Origin of the sequence: Methylobacterium sp. SyP6R (assembly GCF_019216885.1) — a bacterium.
Lineage (GTDB): Bacteria > Pseudomonadota > Alphaproteobacteria > Rhizobiales > Beijerinckiaceae > Methylobacterium.
Genome location: NZ_JAAQRC020000001.1, coordinates 4,362,244 through 4,379,495 on the forward strand (window position 1 = coordinate 4,362,244; position 17,252 = coordinate 4,379,495).

At 71.2% G+C, this 17,252-nt stretch carries 15 protein-coding genes; all 15 read right to left on the bottom strand.

The features are described from left to right. Positions 1-71: 71 nt before the first annotated feature. Positions 72-1,292, bottom strand: a complete 1,221-nt coding sequence (locus tag HBB12_RS20070) for a DUF2252 family protein (RefSeq protein ID WP_236990964.1) — start codon at positions 1,290-1,292, stop codon at positions 72-74. Between the two features lie 158 nt (positions 1,293-1,450). Next, positions 1,451-3,088, bottom strand: coding sequence for an acyl-CoA synthetase (locus HBB12_RS20075; RefSeq protein WP_236990965.1), 1,638 nt, complete (start codon positions 3,086-3,088; stop codon positions 1,451-1,453). 157 nt (positions 3,089-3,245) lie between these two features. After that, complete coding sequence (locus tag HBB12_RS20080) at positions 3,246-4,115, bottom strand: alpha/beta fold hydrolase (RefSeq protein ID WP_236990966.1); 870 nt, start codon at positions 4,113-4,115, stop codon at positions 3,246-3,248. 104 nt (positions 4,116-4,219) lie between these two features. After that, on the bottom strand, positions 4,220-4,888 hold the full coding sequence (locus tag HBB12_RS20085; protein WP_236990967.1) for a YoaK family protein: 669 nt from the start codon (positions 4,886-4,888) through the stop codon (positions 4,220-4,222). A 29-nt stretch (positions 4,889-4,917) separates the two neighbouring features. Next, positions 4,918-6,297, bottom strand: coding sequence for an alginate export family protein (locus HBB12_RS20090; protein ID WP_236992843.1), 1,380 nt, complete (start codon positions 6,295-6,297; stop codon positions 4,918-4,920). A gap of 17 nt (positions 6,298-6,314) precedes the next feature. Further along, positions 6,315-7,214 (bottom strand): VOC family protein, encoded by a 900-nt coding sequence (locus HBB12_RS20095; RefSeq protein ID WP_236990968.1) that lies wholly within the window; start codon positions 7,212-7,214, stop codon positions 6,315-6,317. A 500-nt stretch (positions 7,215-7,714) separates the two neighbouring features. Beyond that, a complete protein-coding gene (locus HBB12_RS20100; protein ID WP_236990969.1) occupies positions 7,715-9,604 on the bottom strand; it encodes an amidohydrolase in 1,890 nt (629 codons plus the stop codon). A gap of 72 nt (positions 9,605-9,676) precedes the next feature. After that, positions 9,677-9,913 (bottom strand): DUF1427 family protein, encoded by a 237-nt coding sequence (locus HBB12_RS20105; protein WP_236990970.1) that lies wholly within the window; start codon positions 9,911-9,913, stop codon positions 9,677-9,679. 19 nt (positions 9,914-9,932) lie between these two features. Beyond that, the gene (locus HBB12_RS20110) at positions 9,933-10,583 is read right to left on the bottom strand and encodes a hydrolase (RefSeq protein WP_236992844.1); all 651 of its coding nucleotides are present in this window, start codon (positions 10,581-10,583) and stop codon (positions 9,933-9,935) included. 732 nt (positions 10,584-11,315) lie between these two features. Beyond that, positions 11,316-12,035 (bottom strand): hypothetical protein, encoded by a 720-nt coding sequence (locus tag HBB12_RS20115; protein WP_236990971.1) that lies wholly within the window; start codon positions 12,033-12,035, stop codon positions 11,316-11,318. A gap of 161 nt (positions 12,036-12,196) precedes the next feature. Then, entirely contained in the window at positions 12,197-12,544 is a 348-nt protein-coding gene (locus tag HBB12_RS20120; RefSeq protein WP_236990972.1) for a carboxymuconolactone decarboxylase family protein, read from the bottom strand. Between the two features lie 437 nt (positions 12,545-12,981). After that, positions 12,982-15,225 carry a xanthine dehydrogenase family protein molybdopterin-binding subunit gene (locus HBB12_RS20125; RefSeq protein WP_236990973.1) on the bottom strand — a complete coding sequence of 748 codons (2,244 nt, stop codon included), beginning with the start codon at positions 15,223-15,225 and terminating at the stop codon, positions 12,982-12,984. A gap of 13 nt (positions 15,226-15,238) precedes the next feature. Continuing rightward, the gene (locus HBB12_RS20130) at positions 15,239-15,685 is read right to left on the bottom strand and encodes a (2Fe-2S)-binding protein (RefSeq protein ID WP_236990974.1); all 447 of its coding nucleotides are present in this window, start codon (positions 15,683-15,685) and stop codon (positions 15,239-15,241) included. 152 nt (positions 15,686-15,837) lie between these two features. Further along, positions 15,838-15,981, bottom strand: coding sequence for a type 1 glutamine amidotransferase family protein (locus tag HBB12_RS20135; RefSeq protein WP_236990975.1), 144 nt, complete (start codon positions 15,979-15,981; stop codon positions 15,838-15,840). 154 nt (positions 15,982-16,135) lie between these two features. Next, on the bottom strand, positions 16,136-17,089 hold the full coding sequence (locus tag HBB12_RS20140) for a GlxA family transcriptional regulator (protein ID WP_236990976.1): 954 nt from the start codon (positions 17,087-17,089) through the stop codon (positions 16,136-16,138). Positions 17,090-17,252 lie beyond the last annotated feature (163 nt).

Below are 17,252 nucleotides of genomic sequence, written 5' to 3' on the forward strand. Positions count from 1 at the left end.
CTGCGACGCCCGCCGATCCTCCCCGAAAAGCCCGGTCGTCCGGCTTCGGGACAGCCCTCGCGTCCGGAGCCTCACGCCACCAGGCGGATGGTGGGTGCCGGTGCGTCGCAGGCGTAACGGCGGCAATGCTGGAGGTAGCCGACCTCGTGGCGGCCGGCGAGTTCGACCACGCTCGACCACAGCCAGGACGGTGCCTCCCCGTCGCAACCCCGGGTGACCTCCTTGCGCCACGCGGCACGGACGCCCTCGTCCATCTGCCGCCCATGGGCCTCGCCGACCACGGTGGCGAGGTAACGGGCGGCCTGCACCGCCTCCTCGCGACCGAACTGGTCGACATCGAGCTTCAGGTCCTGGGGGGCGAGCTCGCGCATCACCACCGGCTTGCCGAGGAGATGCACCGGCAGCATCCGCTCGCCGAGATTCGGCGACAGCGCCCGGGCGCCGGCGACGACGCGCTCGGCGGCGTCCTCCGGCATCTCGGCACCGGGGGCGGGCGGCGCCGCGGGGGCCACCGCTTCCTTCAGGTCGACGAGCGCCAGCCGGTCCTTGCCGTGCGGCCCCTCGACCCGCACCAGGGCGGCGTAGCGCAGGAAGCCGAGCGAGCTGCACCCCTTCATCCAGTACGCCGCATCGATCAGGCGCAGGCCCCGCCCGCCGTCGCGGCCGTGCAGGGCGAGCACGAGGCGGCGCACGTCGTCGCGGTCGAACAGGTCGCGCAGAGCCTCGCGCTCGGCTTCGTCCAGCGCCCAGAACTTCCGGCCGAGGGGAATCTTGGGCTCGACATCCTTCAGCCGCTCGCGGGCGAGGTGCTTCCAGTGCCGGCCGAGCGCCCGGCGCCGCACGGTGTGCACCACCTCCGGCTCGCGCGGGGCCTCGCCGGCCCGCACCCCGCCGAGACCCTGCGCATAACCGCGGATCATCTCCTCCAGCATCCGGGCGGTGACGACGCCGGGCAGGTCCGAGCCGCGGGCCGCGCTCGCCAGCGACAGGCCGAGGCGGACGAGGTCGTGGGTCGGGTTGCCGATCACCGTCTGGTCGAGGTCGCGGATCTGGATGTCGACCCGGCCCTCGGCATCGGCGAGCGGCCCGAGATTGCCGAGGTGGCAATCGCCGCAGATCCAGACCGGCGGACCCTCCGGCAGGGTGCCGCGGGCGAGTCCGTCGAGCCACTCGTAGAATTTCAGGGTGTTGCCGCGCACGTAGGCATGCGCCGAGCGCGCCATCTTCAGGGTGCGCTGACGCTCCAGGACGGCCGCACGCTCCTCGGGGCCGTAGCTTCGGATCTCGGGCATTCCATCACCTGCGCGAACGCGGCCGACACGCTACCTTGGCCGCGCTCGACAACGCGCGAGACCGGCACGGCACCGCGCGTCGTTTCGTCTCCGGTGTGGATGACGGTGGATGGTTGGAACGTACACAGGGTACCCCCCAGGAGGGTCGTCTCGCCGGCTCACGCGCCCTGCTTCTCGTCCCCCGACCAGTCCAGCGCCGCATAGTGCGTCCGCAACTCGCGCTTGAGCAGCTTGCCGGCGGTGTTGCGGGGCAGGTCGTCCTGGAACAGGATCCGCTTCGGCACCTTGAACGGCGCCAGCCCGGTGCGGCAATGGGCGATCAGTTCCTCGGCGCCGGCGCTCGCCCCCGGCCGCAGCACCACGACCGCCGTCACGGCCTCGATCCAGCGCGGATGGGGCAGGGCGATCACCGCCACCTCCGACACGGCGGGATGGGTGAACAGCACCTCCTCGACCTCGCGGCTCGCCACGATGGTGCCGCCGGTCTTGATCACGTCCTTCACCCGGTCGACCACCGTGATGTAGCCGGCCTCGTCCATGATCCCGACGTCGCCCGAGTGGAACCAGCCGCCGCGAAAAGCCTCTTCCGTCTCCTGCGGCTTGTCCCAGTACCCGGCCATCAGCTGGGCCGAGCGGTGGACGATCTCGCCGCGCTCGCCCGGCGCCACGTCCTGCATCGCGTCGTCGACCACCCTCGTCTCGACGTTGAAGACCGGGCGGCCGCAGGAGGCCGGGCGGGCATCGTGCTCCTCGGGCCGCAGCACGGTGGCGAGCGGGGCGATCTCGCTCTGGCCGTAGCAATTGTAGGCGCCCGCGCCGGGTAGGCGGGCGCGCAGCTCCTCCAGCACTGGCACCGGCATGATCGAGGCGCCGTAATAGACCCGGGCCAGGGAGGACAGGTCGCGCCGGGCGAAATCGGGCGAGCGCAGCAGGCTGATCCAGACGGTCGGCGGTGCGAAGAACGAGGTGAGGCGGTGCTCCTCGATCAGGCGCAGGCAGGTCTCGGGCGCGGGCGCCTCGATCAGCACCGTCTCGGCGCCGGCGAGCAGCTGGGGCATGGTGAAGGCGTGCATCTGCGCCGTATGGTAGAGCGGCAGGGCGGCGAGCGCCCGGTCGCCGGGACCGAAATCGAGGGCGATGATGCAGCTCAGATATTCGGCGAGCAGGCCCCGGCTCGTCATCATGGCGCCCTTCGGCGCCGCGGTGGTGCCCGACGTGTAGAGAAGCTGCACCACGTCGTCGTCGGCGATGCGAGCCTCGACCGGCTCGACCGCGCCGTCGCCCTGCGCGAGCCGCAGCACGTCGAGGCCTTGAGCGCCCCCGGCAAAGTCTCGAGCACCGCCGAACAGGGTGCCGAACCACGGGGCCGCCGCCTCGTCCAGGGCCTCCCGGGCGTTCCCGGCGAGAGCCGGATCGACGATCAGCGCGCGGGCACCGGATTGCTCGACGATGTAGCGCAGCTCGCGCCCGGTCAGGGCGTAATTGACCGGGACGTGGATCAGGCCGGCGCGGGCGCAGGCGAGCCACAGGATCAGGTAGGCGTCCGAGTTGCGCCCCAGCGCCCCGAGCCGGTCGCCCCGGGTCAGCCCCGCCTCCGTGAGGCCGTGGGCGACCCGGTCGACGGCGCGGTCGAGGGCGGCAAAGCTCCAGCGCCGCTCGCCGAAGGACAGGGCGTTGCGGTCGCGGTGGCGCCGGGCCGTGCGCCGCAGGGCGTCGGAGATGGTATCGCGCCGTGCGCGCGCGGCCTCGTGCCCCGCACGCGTCTCCTGGCCGGCGAGCGTCCCGTCGGATCCCATGGTGGCTCCTCCCTCACGGCTCCGTCGTGCCCCGTCTCCGTCACGGGGCCGCGTCGCTCGTCGGCTTTTGTACCGGCAAGTTGTACCGGCAAGTCGGCGCGGCCTGCCCTTAGACTAACGGCGGATGGCGCATCCCGCCGGTCGCCTCCCGGAGCCGTCAGGCGCCGCCGTCCCAGCCGGCCAGGAAATCGAGGAGGAGCCGGTTGACCTCGTCGGGCTGCTCCTCGTGGGGCAGGTGGCCGCACCGGGCGATCGCCGCCGTGCGCAGGTCGCTCGCCATCTCGGCCCACACCGCCTTCATGTCGAAGGCCTGGCCGACGGCACCGAAATCGGCGCCCCACAGCGACAGGACCGGGCAGGCGATCTTCACCTCGGCATCGACGAGGTCCTGCGCGTTGTCCTCCGCGTTGGCGCGGTAATCCGCCATCGCGCCGCGCACGGCGCCGGGCGCCCGGTAGGCCGCGACATAGGTGTCGAAGTCGGCCCCCGAGATGGCGTGCGGGTTGAAGCACCAATCGGAGAAGAAGTGGCGCAGCCACAGGTCCTCGCGCCCGGCGATCAGCGCCTCCGGCAGGTCGGGCACCAGGTGGAACAGGAAGAACCAGTAGGCCCGGGCGGTCTGGGCATTCATGTGGCGCGCCACGATCCGGGTCGGCACGTTGTCCATCACGACCAGCCGGTCGAGGCGGTCCGGATGATCCTTGGCGAAGCGGGTGGCGACCCGCGCGCCGCGGTCGTGCCCGACGAGGGCGATTCTGTCGATCCCGAGGGCATCGAGGAGGGCGACGAGGTCCTGCGCCATCGTGCGCTTGTCGTAGCCGCTCGCCGGCTTGTCGGTCTCGCCGTAGCCGCGCAGGTCCGGAGCGATGACGCGGTAGTGCCGGCCGAGCGGCGGGATCTGGTGGCGCCAGGCGTAGCTCGTCTCGGGAAAACCGTGCAGCAGCACGACCGGCGGGCCCGATCCGGCCTCGAGGTAATGCTGCCGGATGCCGTTCGCCCGGATCGTGTGATGCGTGATCGCCGTCATGTCGCGTCCTTCCGCCTGGTCCGTTCTCGGCGGGCAGCATGGCGAAGGCCGCCGGGCGGTCTTTCAGGATCGCGCGGCGTTTTGGACGCCTCGCCGCTGCCGGGTCAGGCCGCCCGTGCCGGGCCGGAATCCAGGGCGGCGACGAGGATCAGCACCGGCGCGACCGCGATCGCGGCGGCACCGACGAGATAGAAGAACAGCGCCGCCAGCCCGCAGCCGAGGGCGAAGGCCGCGACGGCGGCGCTCATCCGGGCGATCCGGCGCCGCGCCGCGTGCTCGGCCGGCACGCCGCGCAGCAGGTCGGCGAGGTCGATCATGATCTGCGTCGTCGTGCCGGTCATCAGGGTCGAGGGCGGCGCCTCGGGCAGGTGCGCCCGGTGCGCCGCGTTCTGCACCGCCATCGCGACGACCAGCACCATGCCGGTGAGGAGCGCCGCCGGACGGTCGGCATCCGTGAACGGTCCGAGCGCGATGGCGAGGACCGTGCCGAGGGCCAGGAAGGCGCATTGGGTCAGGAGCAGCAGGCGCAAGACCGGGCGGCCGGTCTCCTCCAGGCGGCGGCCGGCGAGCCGGGTGGCCAGCACCGCGACGCAGAAGACCGGCAGCGCCAGGAGCTTCGCCCAGGCGCCGGTGGCGCCGTGCACCATCGCGGCGCCGAAGGTCACGAAGTTGCCGGTGACGTGGGCGGTGAACAGGCCCTGGAGGGCGAGGAAGCCGACCGTGTCGACATAGCCGCCGACGAAGCTCAGGATCTGGGCGGGGGAGGGGCGCATGGGGTCGTCCGTTCGAGGGGGAGGGCGGCTCACCAGGCGTAGCGCAGCTCGACGCCGAGATAGGTGCCGTCCTTGCCCCCGGCCTGGCGGATCGTGTCGCCGGCGGCAAAGCGCACCGCCTCGACCGCGCCGGTGAGGCCGGGAGCGAAGACGTAATCCGCGCGCAGCTGCCCGTAGGCGCCGGTCCAGAGATGCCCGCGCCCGGCAGTGCCCGGGACCGGGTTGCTCGGCTGGACGTAGACCGCATCGGAAGTGGTCTGGCGCCATTGCAGGCCGAAGGCGGCGCTGACGGCGAGGCCTGCGGCCGGGTGGACCGTCAGCGACGGCTTGAGGTGGAGGAGGTTGGCGTAGCTCGTGTAGCCGGCGAGCGTGAAGTAGTAGCCGTTGGGGAAGAGCGGGTTGAAGGTGTTCAAGGTGGAATCGCCGCGGCGGGCGTCGCCCGAGGCGGCGTCGCCCTGGAGGCCGAGGCGCGGCCGCCAGGGCAGAGTGTCGAGCGTGTAGCCGACGCGGCTGCCGACCGCCCAGGCGGCGATGTCGGTCCGGCCGACGCTGCCGATCTGGCCCATCGCCTCCAGATCCCAGTCGAACCCGCCCGCGGCCCCCGCGTAGCGGATGTCGAGGACGTGGCGGGACTCGTTTCCGACGGCGTCGAGGAAGCGGGCGCCGTCGCGCTCGTAGAGACCCCAATAGGCGGACAATTCCTGATCGCCGAAGACCTTGCGTTCGACCCGCAGGGTGCTGAAGCGGAAGGCCTTGGTGGAGACGTCGTCGAAGGGCTCATAGATCCGGTATTGTACCGGCTGGCTGACGAAGCCGAGCACCCGCCAGGGCCCGGATTCCCAATCGGCCCAGAGCGCATCGAAGGACTGGCGCACGTTCGGTCCGTCGCGCGAGGAGACGAAGCGCTGCAGGTCGAAGGCGAAGTCCTGCCGCCCGGCCCGGGCCTTGAAGGTCCCGTCCTCGCCCGTCCGGCTGTAGGACAGGAAGGCGAGGCGCAGGTCGAGGATGTTCTCGTCGACCGAGGTGATGACGCGCTTGCCCGGTGCCCGTACATCCTCCACCTGCGCGAAGATCTGCCAGTTCTCGTTCAGCCGCGCGTCGAGGTGGATCTGCAGGCGTTGCAGCAGGTACGCATCGCCCCGCGGCCCGCCGATGCCGAAGGCGGGCGTGCGGTTGCTCTCGAAGCGTTCGCGCAGGGTCAGGCCGAGGGACAGGTAGCTCTTCGGATCGGCGGCGAAGAGCGGGATGTATTTCAGGTCGTCGAAGGGCTGGGTGCGCCGGGCCGGATCGGCCAGGGGCGACCAGTCCTCGGCCCAGCGGTTGGTCTTCGTCGCCGGCCGGGTGATCGGGTCGGAGGCGGCGTCCTCGGCGCACGCGCCCGCGCTCAGCAGGCAGAGCGCGACGAACATCCCCGGCCGGACGACGCTCACCGGGCCGCCATACCCGCTTGGTGGATCTCCGCGACGTAACCGCCGGGGAAGCGCACCATCGCGGCGCTCCGGTCACCGGCGGTGACAGGGGCAACCAGCACGCTCGCCCCGGCCGCCTTCGCCTTGGCCAGGGTGTCGGCGAGGTCCGCGACCTCGTAGCCGGTGGTCTCGTGGCCGTAGGGGTAGGGCAGGTGGCCGTCGGTCACCAGCACGGTCATGCGGCCGAAATCGGAGGCGAGGCGCAGACGGCGATAGGTGTCGCCCGGCCGGCCGATCTCGGCGCCGGGGGCCTTCGTGTCGTCGGAGACGACGCGTCCGTGGGAGAAGCGGCGGAAGCCCGCCACGAAGGCCTCGACGCTGTCGGGCGAGACGTAGACCCGGTTCTCCGGCACCGTCGCGAAGGGAGCGTAGTCCGGCTTCGTATTGTGCCAGTAGAGCTGCATGTTGACGCCGCCCGGCCACTGGATGACGGCGTCGCGGCCGATCGGGTCCGGAAAGGTCTGGACGATCACCGCGGCCCCCGCAGCTCGGGCGGAGGCGACCGCCGCATCCATGTCGGCGACGAGGTAGCCGGTGCGCTCGGTCCCGAAGGGATGGGGGATCGGCGTCTTGAAGCCGAACAGCGACACGGTGCCGACCGGCGTCTGGATCAGCTGCGAGGTGGTGCTCGACGGCGTCGGCGTCACGGTCGCGACGACCTGCTTCGTGCTCTTGCCGCCGAAGGTGGCGGTGAAGCTCCCGACGAAACGGTCGACATCCTCGGGGGCCACGTAGACGTGGGTGGTGTCGTATTGCGGCGCGACGGCGACCTTGGGCTCGGCCGCGGCGTCCCGAGCCCGGGCCGGGCCGGCGAGGAGGGCGGCCGCGAGGAGGGAGGCGGCGAGGATGCGCATCATGGAGGGCTCCAGGCGATTGGCCGTACGAGGTATTTTCGAATATCGGTGAAGCCCATCCCCAACCCTCCCCCCTCTGCGCAGGGCTGTCCGGGGAAAAGAGTAGCGCGGGTTCTCTCCTCTCCCCGCGGGCGGGGAGAGGGCTGACGACACCTTGTCGTGTCGTCGGCAAGCGGAGGCGCAGCCGGAGCGAGGGTGAGGGGGTGTCTCAGGATGAGACTCCTCCGGAATCACCCCCTCACCCTCGCCCTTCGGGCTCACCGCGCTCCCTGAACGGGAGCGCAGTCCTCTCCCCGCCCGCGGGGAGAGGGGAAACCCGCGCCTTTTACTTTTCCCCGGACGATCCTGCCCTCTGCGGGGGAGGGTGGCGAACGGAGTGAGCCGGAAGAGGGGCAGCGCAACGGCGATCCAGAGGGCGCCCTTCAGAACGGTTCAGTCCTTTCCGGAAGCATAGTTCCCCCCTCCCGGCCTCCCCCGCAGAGTGGGGGGGTCGGGACGGCGCGTCACACCGCCCAGCAGGCACAGCCCAACGCCCCCCAGAAGCTCTTCAGATCCGAGACCGGCGCCTGCGACGACCAGGCGGTGGCATGAGCGTGGCCGTGCAGCCCGCAGGACAGCGCGCAGCCGCACGCCGCGCTCGCCTCCCGCGCCACCACGGCTTCCGCCCGCACCGGGCGCTCGCCCCAGGCGCCGTAGCCCTTGAAGGTGCGCACCGGCGACCAGTCCGGCATCGCCGGGGGCGGCGGAGTCTCGTCGAGGGCCGAGAAGGGGCCGGCGGCGTACACCACCCTGCCGCCGACCACCGTCAGGTCGCTCACCGTGTCGGCGATCTCGGCCTCGGCGCAGGCCAATACGTCGCGGTCCGGCACGATCAGGTCGGCGAGTTGGCCACTGGCGATCCGCCCCTTGCGGCCCTGCTCGTTCGAGAACCAGGTCACGTTCTCGGTCCACATCCGGAGCGCCGTCTCGCGGTCGAGGCAGTTGCGGCGGGGGTAGATCTGCATCCCGCCGACCGTGCGGCCGGTGACGAGCCAGGCGATCGAGACCCAAGGATTGTAGGAGGCGACGCGGGTCGCGTCGGTACCGGCCGAGACCGGTACGCCCTTCTCCAGCATGCGGGCGACCGGCGGGGTCGCCGCGGCGGCGCCGTGGCCGTAGCGCTCGACGAAGTACTCGCCCTGATAGGCCATCCGGTGCTGCACCGCGATGCCGCCGCCGAGCGCCGCGATGCGGTCGATCGAGGCCTCCGAGATCGTCTCGGCGTGGTCGAAGAACCAGTTGAGGCCCTCGAGCGGGATGTCCTGGTTCACGCGCTCGAACACGTCGAGGGCGCGGGAGATCGTCTCGTCGTAGGTGGCGTGCAGGCGCCAGGGCCAGCGGTTCTCGGCGAGCACCCGCACCACGCCCTCGAGCTCGTCCTCCATCTCCGGCGCCATGTCGGGCCGGGGCTGGCGAAAGTCCTCGAAATCGGCGGCCGAGAAGACCAGCATCTCGCCCGCACCGTTGTGCCGGAAGTAGTCGTCGCCCTGCTTGTAGCGGGACGACCTGGTCCAGGCGAGGAAGTCCTCCTTCTCGGCCTTCGGCTTCTGGGTGAACAGGTTGTAGGCGAGCCGCACGGTGAGCTGGCCGGCATCGGCCAGCGTCTGGACGACCTGGTAATCCTCCGGATAGTTCTGGAAGCCGCCGCCGGCATCGATCGCTCCGGTCACGCCGAGCCGGTTCAGCTCGCGCATGAAGTGGCGGGTCGAGTTGACCTGGTACTCGAAGGGGAGCTTCGGCCCCTTGGCCAGCGTCGCGTAGAGGATCGCGGCGTTGGGCTTGGCGAGCAGCAACCCGGTCGGGTTGCCCGCAGAATCGCGCAGGATCGATCCGCCCGGCGGCTCCGGCGTGTCCCGGGTGTAGCCGACGGCCCGCAAAGCCGCCCCGTTGAGGAGCGCCCGGTCGTAGAGGTGGAGCAGGAAGACCGGGGTATCGGGGGCGACGGCGTTCAGCTCCTCGAGGGTCGGCAGGCGCTTCTCGGCGAACTGGTGCTCGGTGAAGCCGCCGACCACGCGCACCCATTGCGGCGGCGGCGTCACCGCCACCTGGCGCTTGAGCATCGCCATCGCGTCGGCCAGCGAGCGCACGCCGTCCCAGCGCAGCTCCATGTTGAAGTTGAGCCCGCCGCGGATGAGATGCAGGTGGTTGTCGATGAGGCCGGGCAGGACCCGGCGGCCCTTGAGGTCGACCACCCGCGTTCCCGGCCCGGCGAGCCCCATCACCTCGTGGTCGGATCCGACCGCGGTGAAGACGCCGTCGGAGATCGCGACCGCCGAGGCTGTGGGGCGCGAGGGGTCGAGCGTGGTGACGAGACCGCCGCGCAGGACTAGGTCGGGGTGAGCCGCAACGCTCATCGAAGCTCCTCGGTCGACTCAGGAAAGGCGGTGCCGGCGCGGCGCGCCGGCACTCTTGGTCGGCTGTGACGGTCAGGCCGGCGGGTTCGCCGGCGCCTTCGTCGGTTCGACCGCAAAGCTCTTGCGGTGGAGCAGGCTCGACAGCACGGCCGGGTGGCCGCGCCAATACGAGACGGCCATCTCCCCGGCCAGGATGCCGAGGAGGCCGACGAGCGCGATGATCGGCGGCGCGGGCGACTTCACGCCGATCAGCCCGTAGGCGACGCCGACCGCGAGGCCGGCGGCAAGCGAGAGGAGGTACGGCAGCATCGCGTGCCGATCGTTCGGCTCAGTGGCCTTCGGAGGCGCCGAACATCGACTTGGCGTAGATGATGCCGAGGCCGTAGGCGCCGCCGTACTTCTTGGCGATGCCGGTGGTCATCTCGTAGGTCTCGGTGCGGGCCCAGTCGCGCTGCAGTTCGAGCATGTATTGCAGCGAGGTCATCGGCTGCACGCCGGCCTGGATCATCCGCTGCATGGCGCGCTCATGCGCCTCGTCGGAGACGTCGCCGCAGGCATCCGCGATGACGTAGACCTCGAAGCCCTGGTCGAGCGCCGACAGGGTCGGGCCGACGATGCAGACCGAGGTCCACAGGCCTGCGAAGACGAGCCGGTCCTTGCCGATCGCCGACACCCGGGCCACCACGGCGGCGTCCTCCCAGGTGTTCATCGAGGTGCGGTCGAGGAGCTTCTCTTCGGGGAAGGCCGAGGTGATCTCCTCGAACATCGGGCCCGAGAAGCTCTTCTCGGCCACCGTCGTCAGCACCGTGGACACGCCGAACCCTGCGGCGGCGCGCGACACCAGGGCGACGTTGTTGCGCAGGGTCACGGCGTCGATGGACTTCGTCGCGAAGGACATCTGCGACTGGAAGTCGATCATGATCAGCGTGTGATCGTGCGGCGAGACGAGGCGCTTTCCGGGCGTCGGCGTCGCTTTGATGGCCATGAGTCGGGCTCCTTCACGCTCGTCCTGGCGGACGGTGACCGTTGCGCCACCGCTCATCGGATCGGCGGCAGTGCCCGGCTTCTAGTCCCCCCGGGGACATGCGGATTGGAGGCTTTGCGCGCGGGTTGGACGATTGCGCTGTCGTGAGCGGCAAGGGCGCGGGCCGCGGGGCCCTTTTCCCCGAGGGGCCCGACGGCGTGTCCCGCCGGATGAGGCGCAGACCCGATCTCCGTTTCAACGAGGATGTGCGCCGGGAAATGCCCGAAACCGAGCGGTCCGTGCCGCACCCCTGCATTCACCGCTACGGCATCGCCCCGGCAGCGCAGGTCGAGGAGGTGTTGCCGGTGCCGAGGCGTCTCGCACCCGCCACGGTGACCGTCCGCTCTCGGTCCGGCGGAGGCGGTTCGACGGCAGCCCGGACGCTCCGGCATCGATCCACACGAGCATCACGGCGTCGACCATCGGGGGTCTCCCGGGTACGGGGTTGGTGTCGGCAACCCGATCCCGACCCGTCACCGCCGATGGCCATCCCCGCGTGAGATCACGCGTGCCACAGCGCTGGGAAGGCGCGCAGGCAAGCCCTCCCGCTTTCGGTCACGACGCCACTCCAGGGGACACGAGCCCTGGAGGAGTATCATCGTACGACCGGAACCTCGGTGCTGATCTGCCGATGGTATCATGGGAAGTGCGCCTCGGCTGGAGAAGTCTCGGTCGGACCTGAGCCCCTCAGCTCAGCGTGATGGCGGAGAGATCGATGGACACCACGAGCGGCTCGGGCATCGGCCGGCCGTCGGGCCGCCGCGGGAAGATCCGCCGCCGCGTCGGAACCTTGATCCCGGAAACGTCGACGTAATCCGAGAGAAAATGCGCGCCCGGCGTGCTTCCGGCGATCTCGACGTCGTAGTCGTGCCGGGCGATCAGGCCGTCGGCATCGACGTAGAGCGTCTGTACCCGGCTGTGTGTCGCAATGGTGGACGAGAAGGTCGCCCGCAGCCGACGCCAGACCGTGTCGCCGTCGCGCCAGGGCTCGATCTCATGCGTCTCGACACCCGGATAGGCGAGCAGGAACGGCATGTTGAGGTAGGTCCACATCGCACAGCCGGCGAAGTAGGCGAGTTGCGGATCGCTCCAGGGCGTCTCCAGGGTGTGAGCCTGGAACGACGCGCGCGGGTCGACGAGCTCCTCGATCATCGACCCCGCCGCATCCTCGATCGAGACCCGATCGGGGGTGAAGCGGGAGCGCCGTCCGTCGCTCCCGAACGGCGCGTGCGAGGCCCATTCGTCGCGCAGGCCCACCGTCACGTCGACCGCATCGAGCAACCCCGCCTTCCCTTTCAGAGCCCAGAGCGCGCCGCCCTGCATGAGATGCGCGCTCATCGTCGAGAATCGGTTCCAGCGTGCGAGGCCGCCATGGGCGTCGAGCATGGTCGCGAGCAAAGTCGTCATGTCGTCAATCCGCTGTTTGGTGGTCGGCGAGGAAGCGGCTGCTCCCGGCAGTCAGGTCCGCCGTGAGCCCGGACCGTGCGGAAATCGACGCTGGGCCCGGGACCGCGTCGAGGAGGGAGAAGAGCCGCTGGTTCATGGATGAGCGTCCGTTGCGTCCGGGATCAGGCTTCGGCCGAGGCCGCGAAGGCGTCGAGGGCGCGGGTGCCGTAGACGATGGCCGCTCCCGCCCCGAGGCTCGCGGCGCCCCCGAGCGCCTCGGCCAGCTCCGCGTGCGTCGCGCCGAGCTTGCTGGCGGCGTCGGCGTGGACGGTGATGCCGCCATCGCAGCGCAGCGTCACCGCGACGGCGACCGCGATCAGTTCGCGCACCTCGGCTTCGAGGTGATTGGTCTTCTGCCCCGCCGCGCTCAGTGCGCCGTAGTCCCCGATCGTCTCCGGGCTGAGCTTGGCGAACCCGCCGACACCGGCCGTCACCTGCTGCCGGTAGAGGTTCCAATCCATCATGTGCATGTCGCTGTTCCCCCGGAGTGCAGCTGGCGGCTCGTCCATGGCCATCAGGGCTAAGCGGTCCGGCGGCCGCGGTCGTGAGAGGCGTCGTGAGACGTCGTGAGGGAGTGTACGGCACCGCTTCTCATGCCTCTCGGGCGCTCGCAGGTCCGAGGATGGCGGGGCGGATGCGACATCGGCGACCGGCCGGGATCGGCGGGAAGGCCGCGTATCGCCGAGGACGGATCAAGCGGAGCTGCGACCCGGAATCGTGCCGGGTCAGGCCGACGCGAGCCGGCGCAGCCTCGTTGCGTCGTCACTCCACGATGCGGCATATGCCGGGCGCAGGCCGGGCTGCGGCACCTTCATGCCACGGCCTGCACGAGAGCAACGGCCGTGACGCCGACGAGCAGGGATCCCTCCCGTCGGCGTATCGCTCGAATGTCGGGTCCTGCTGTCGCTCAGGCCCCGGCGAGCTTCGTGTTGGCGACCGGTAGCGACCGGATCCGCTGCCCGGTCAGCGCCGCGATGGCGTTGAGGATCGCCGGGGGCACGCCCGGCAGGCCCGGCTCGCCGACGCCGCCCATCGGGGCGCCGCTCTCGACGATGCGGACATGGACCGCCGGCATGTGCTCGCGGCGCAGGATCGGGTAGGTGTCGAAGTTCTGCGACTGGCGCAGGCCGTCGCGGTAGACGATCTGCTCGAACAGCACCGAGGAGGTGCCGAGCGCGGCCGCCGACTCGACCTGCGCCTTCACGATCGCCGGGTTGACGACCGAGCCCGGATCGAAGGCGATCCAGAGATTGTGCACCCGGGCCTCACCGCCCTCGACCGAGACTTCCGCGATCGTCGCGGTCTCCGACCCGAAGGGCGAGGCGAGCGAGATACCGCGCGCCCTCCGGCCAGCACCGGCCGCGTAGGGGCCGCGCCGCCAGCCGCCGGCGAGGTCGGCGACCTCGCGCAGGAGCCGCTGGTGGCGCGGCTTGTCCTTCAGGAGCGTCATCCGGAGTTCGAACGGGTCGTGCCCGCCGGCCAGCGCCACCTCGTCGAGGAAACTCTCGTAGAAGGTATCGTTCATCGAGTGGCCGACCGAGCGCCAGAACGCGATCGTCACCGGATGGGCGACCTTGGTGAAGGTCATCCGGCGGTTCGCGATCGCGTAGGGCTTCTCGACGATGCCCTCGACGGCGGAAGGGTCGACCGGCGTCTTCATCAGGGCACCGAAGTAGCGGCCGATCGGCCCCTCCCCGACGGTGCGCACCTCGATCGCCGTCGGGTTGCCGGCCGCGTCGAGGGCGGCGCGGAAGCGGCTGAAGCTCAGGGGACGCAGGCCGTCGCGGGCGAATTCCTCCTCGCGCGACCACAGCACCTTCACCGGCCGGCCGGTCGCCTTCGCGAGCAGGATCGCCTGCGGGAACGGGTTGCCGGACTCGTAGGGGAAGTGCCGGCCGAAGAACCCGCCGAGCATCGGCGAGTGGATGCGGACCTTGTCCGGCGACAGCCCCGCGACCTTCGCCGAGATGCCCTGGAACAGCTCCGGCATCTGGTTCGGCAGCCAGACGTCGAGGGTGCCGTCTTGGTTGAAGCGCGCGATCGACGAGGGCGGCTCGAGCTGGGCGTGGGCCAGGTAGGGGGCCGCGTACTCCGCCTCGACCACCTTGGCGGCACGCGCAAAGGCGCCGGCGGCGTCGCCTTCCGCCTCCGCCGCGTGGCCGGCCTCCGTCGCGCCCTTCAGCGCCGCGAGCAGCCCGTCGGAGGAGAAATCGGCCGCGACCGTGTCGAGGCCGGTCGCCTTCGGGGCGCTCCAGCGCACGGTCAGCGCCTCGACGGCCTTGCGCGCCCGCCACCAGCTGTCGGCGGCGACCGCCACCGCCCCGGGGAGGCGGTGGATCGAATGCACGCCCGGCATCGCCCGCACCCCCGCCTCGTTGTCGAGCCCGACCGGCTCGGTGCCGGGATGCGGCGCGTGCGCCACCGCGGCGTAGAGCATGCTCTCGACCTTCTGGTCGATGGCGTAGACGGCGCGGCCCGTCGCCTTGTCGCGCACGTCGATCCGGGCCACCGGCTTGCCGATGTAGCGGAAGGTCTTGGGGTCGCGCAGGGCTGCGGCCTCGTTGGGCTTGAGCGCCATCGCGTCGGCGGCGAGCGCGCCGTAGGCGAGCGTGCGGCCGGATGCGGCGTGGACCACGGTGCCGTCGCGGGTGGTGATCTCGGCCGCCTGCACCTTGAGCCGCGCGGCCGCCGCGCGCACCAGCATGTCGCGGGCGGTGGCCCCGAGCTGGCGCATCAGCGGATAGCTGGAGCGCGTCGAGAAGCTGCCGCCGGTCATGCGGATGCCGTTGACCACCGCGTAATCCGGGCCGGGCGGGGCGCACTCGACCACGAAGCGCGCCGGATCGACGTCCAGCTCCTCGCCGACGATCTGGGCCATGCCGGTGGCGATGCCCTGGCCGCCCTCGACGAAGGGCGACAGGAAGCGGACCGTCCCGTCGGGGCGGATCTCCAGGAAGGCCGGGACCCGGGTGCCGGGCTTTTGCGCGATCGCGCCGGCGCCCTCGGCGGGTCCCTGCGCCTCCGCCCGGGCGCGGCCGGGCAGCGTGACGGCGAGCACCAACGCACCGGCCGCGGCGCCGATGAGATGGCGTCGCGAGAGGATCGCGGTGCCGGTGGTGGCCCGGGAGGGCGTGCGCAGGATCTGGTCCATGGGTCGCCTCCCCTCAGGCCGCAGCGTGCCGCACGGCGGCGGCGATGGCGTTGTAGGTGCCGCAGCGGCACAGGTTGGTCATCGCAGTGGCGATATCGTCGTCGCTGGGCTTCGGCGTCTCGCGCAGCAGCGCGGTCGCCGCCATCACCTGGCCCGACTGGCAGTAGCCGCATTGCGGCACCTGCGCGGCGATCCAGGCCGCGACCACCTTGCGGCCGACCGGATCGGCCTCCACCGCCTCGATCGTCTCGACCTTGGCCGCGCCGACCGAATCCACCGTGACCTGGCACGAGCGGGTTGCCTGGCCGTCCATCAGCACGGTGCAGGCACCGCATTGCGCGATGCCGCAGCCGTACTTCGTGCCGGTCATGCCCAGCGTGTCGCGCAGGACCCAGAGCAGCGGCGTGTCGGGCTCGACATCGACGCGGCGGGACTGGCCGTTGATGGTCAGGTCGAACATGGCGGACCTCTCCTGAATGGCGAGCGTGGATGGTGGCCAGGGGTCCGAGCGCCCGCGGCCTGCCGGGATCGTGCGCGTGGAGCCTGTCGTAGGCGCCCTGCCGCGGGGGTGTCGTGCGAGGCCTCGTGAGATTCCGTGAGCCGGCGGCTCGATCAGACCTCGTCGCCACCCTCCGACACGAGGCGGGTCTCGTAGACGCGATCCTTCATCAGGACGTTGGCGGCCTGGAAGACCGCGAGCGCCGCGATCGACATGAGTTGCAGGCCCGGGGCGACCACAACTCCCACCTTCCGCATCGGTCCGCCTGCCTGCTGCCGGACCGGACGGGAGGCGGTCGGGCTTGGGCGTATGTTAGACCATCAAGCGAGGGCGGCAGCGGCGGATCCGGACGTAGACGTCACGATTCCAGACATTCGCGGTCGATCGGACCGGACCATCGGCTTTATCCGGTCACAGGGCGGCGACGGAGCCAGCCCCGGCGCGGACGCTGCGCGGCCCGGCTCCGTAGGCCCGCAGGAACGCCCGGCGCATCCGCTCGCGGTTGGAAAACCCCGTCTCGCGCGCGATCTCCTCGATCGGCAGGCGGCTTTGCTCCAGCATCAGCTTCGCCGCCTCCAGGCGGATGCGCTCCACCGCCTTGGACGGCGAGGTGCCGGTCTCCGCCCGGAACAGCCGGGTGAACTGGCGCGGGCTGAGGCAGGCCACCGCCGCCAGCGCCTCGGTCGTCAACGGCAGGTGGAGGTTGCGTCCCGCATAGGCCAGGACGGCCTGGATCCGGTCGGTGCGGGCGTCGAGATCGAGGAAGGCCGAGTGCTGCGCCTGGCCGCCGGCCCGACGGCGCTCCATCACGAGGCCGCGGGCCACGCTGACGGCGAGGTCGCGGCCGTGGTCGTGCTCGATCATTCCGACCGCGAGATCGATGGCGGCCGACATGCCGGCCGAGGTCCAGAGGGTGTCGTCGACGACGTAGATCTTGTCGATGTCGAGCCGGCAGGCCGGATAGCGCGCGCGGAACTGCGGCGCGAAATGCCAGTGGGTGGTCGCGCGCCGCCCGTCGAGCAGGCCGGCATCGCCCAGCATGAAGGCGCCCAGGCACAGCCCGGCGACCCGCCGCGTCGAGCGGGCGGCCGCGCGGAGATGGTCGGCGAGGACGGGGGAGGTCGTCGGCGGATTGATACCGGCCGCGACGAGGAGCGTGTCGAAGGCCGCCGGGTCACCGAGCGGCTCGGTGGCGAGGTCGGGGCCGAGGCCGGACCGGATCGGACCGCCGCGCTCCGACAGCAGGTGGACGTCGTAGAGCGCCGCCCCGGCGTAGCGGTTCGCCACCACGAACGGCGAGGTCACGGCGAGACCCATGAAGTCGAAGTCGGGGCCGATCACCAGCCCTATACGGCGCGTCGTCATCGGCTCCGTCCCCTTTCCCACGTCGCACCATCGGCCCGGGCTCCGGCCGTGGCAAGCATGGCGGCCGGAAACGAGGTATGATGATTCCCCATGGGAAGGCAGGCGCTCAGGCGGAGGAATGTCCGGAAAGGTGGCATCTACGTCCGAGGACCCGGATGATCGG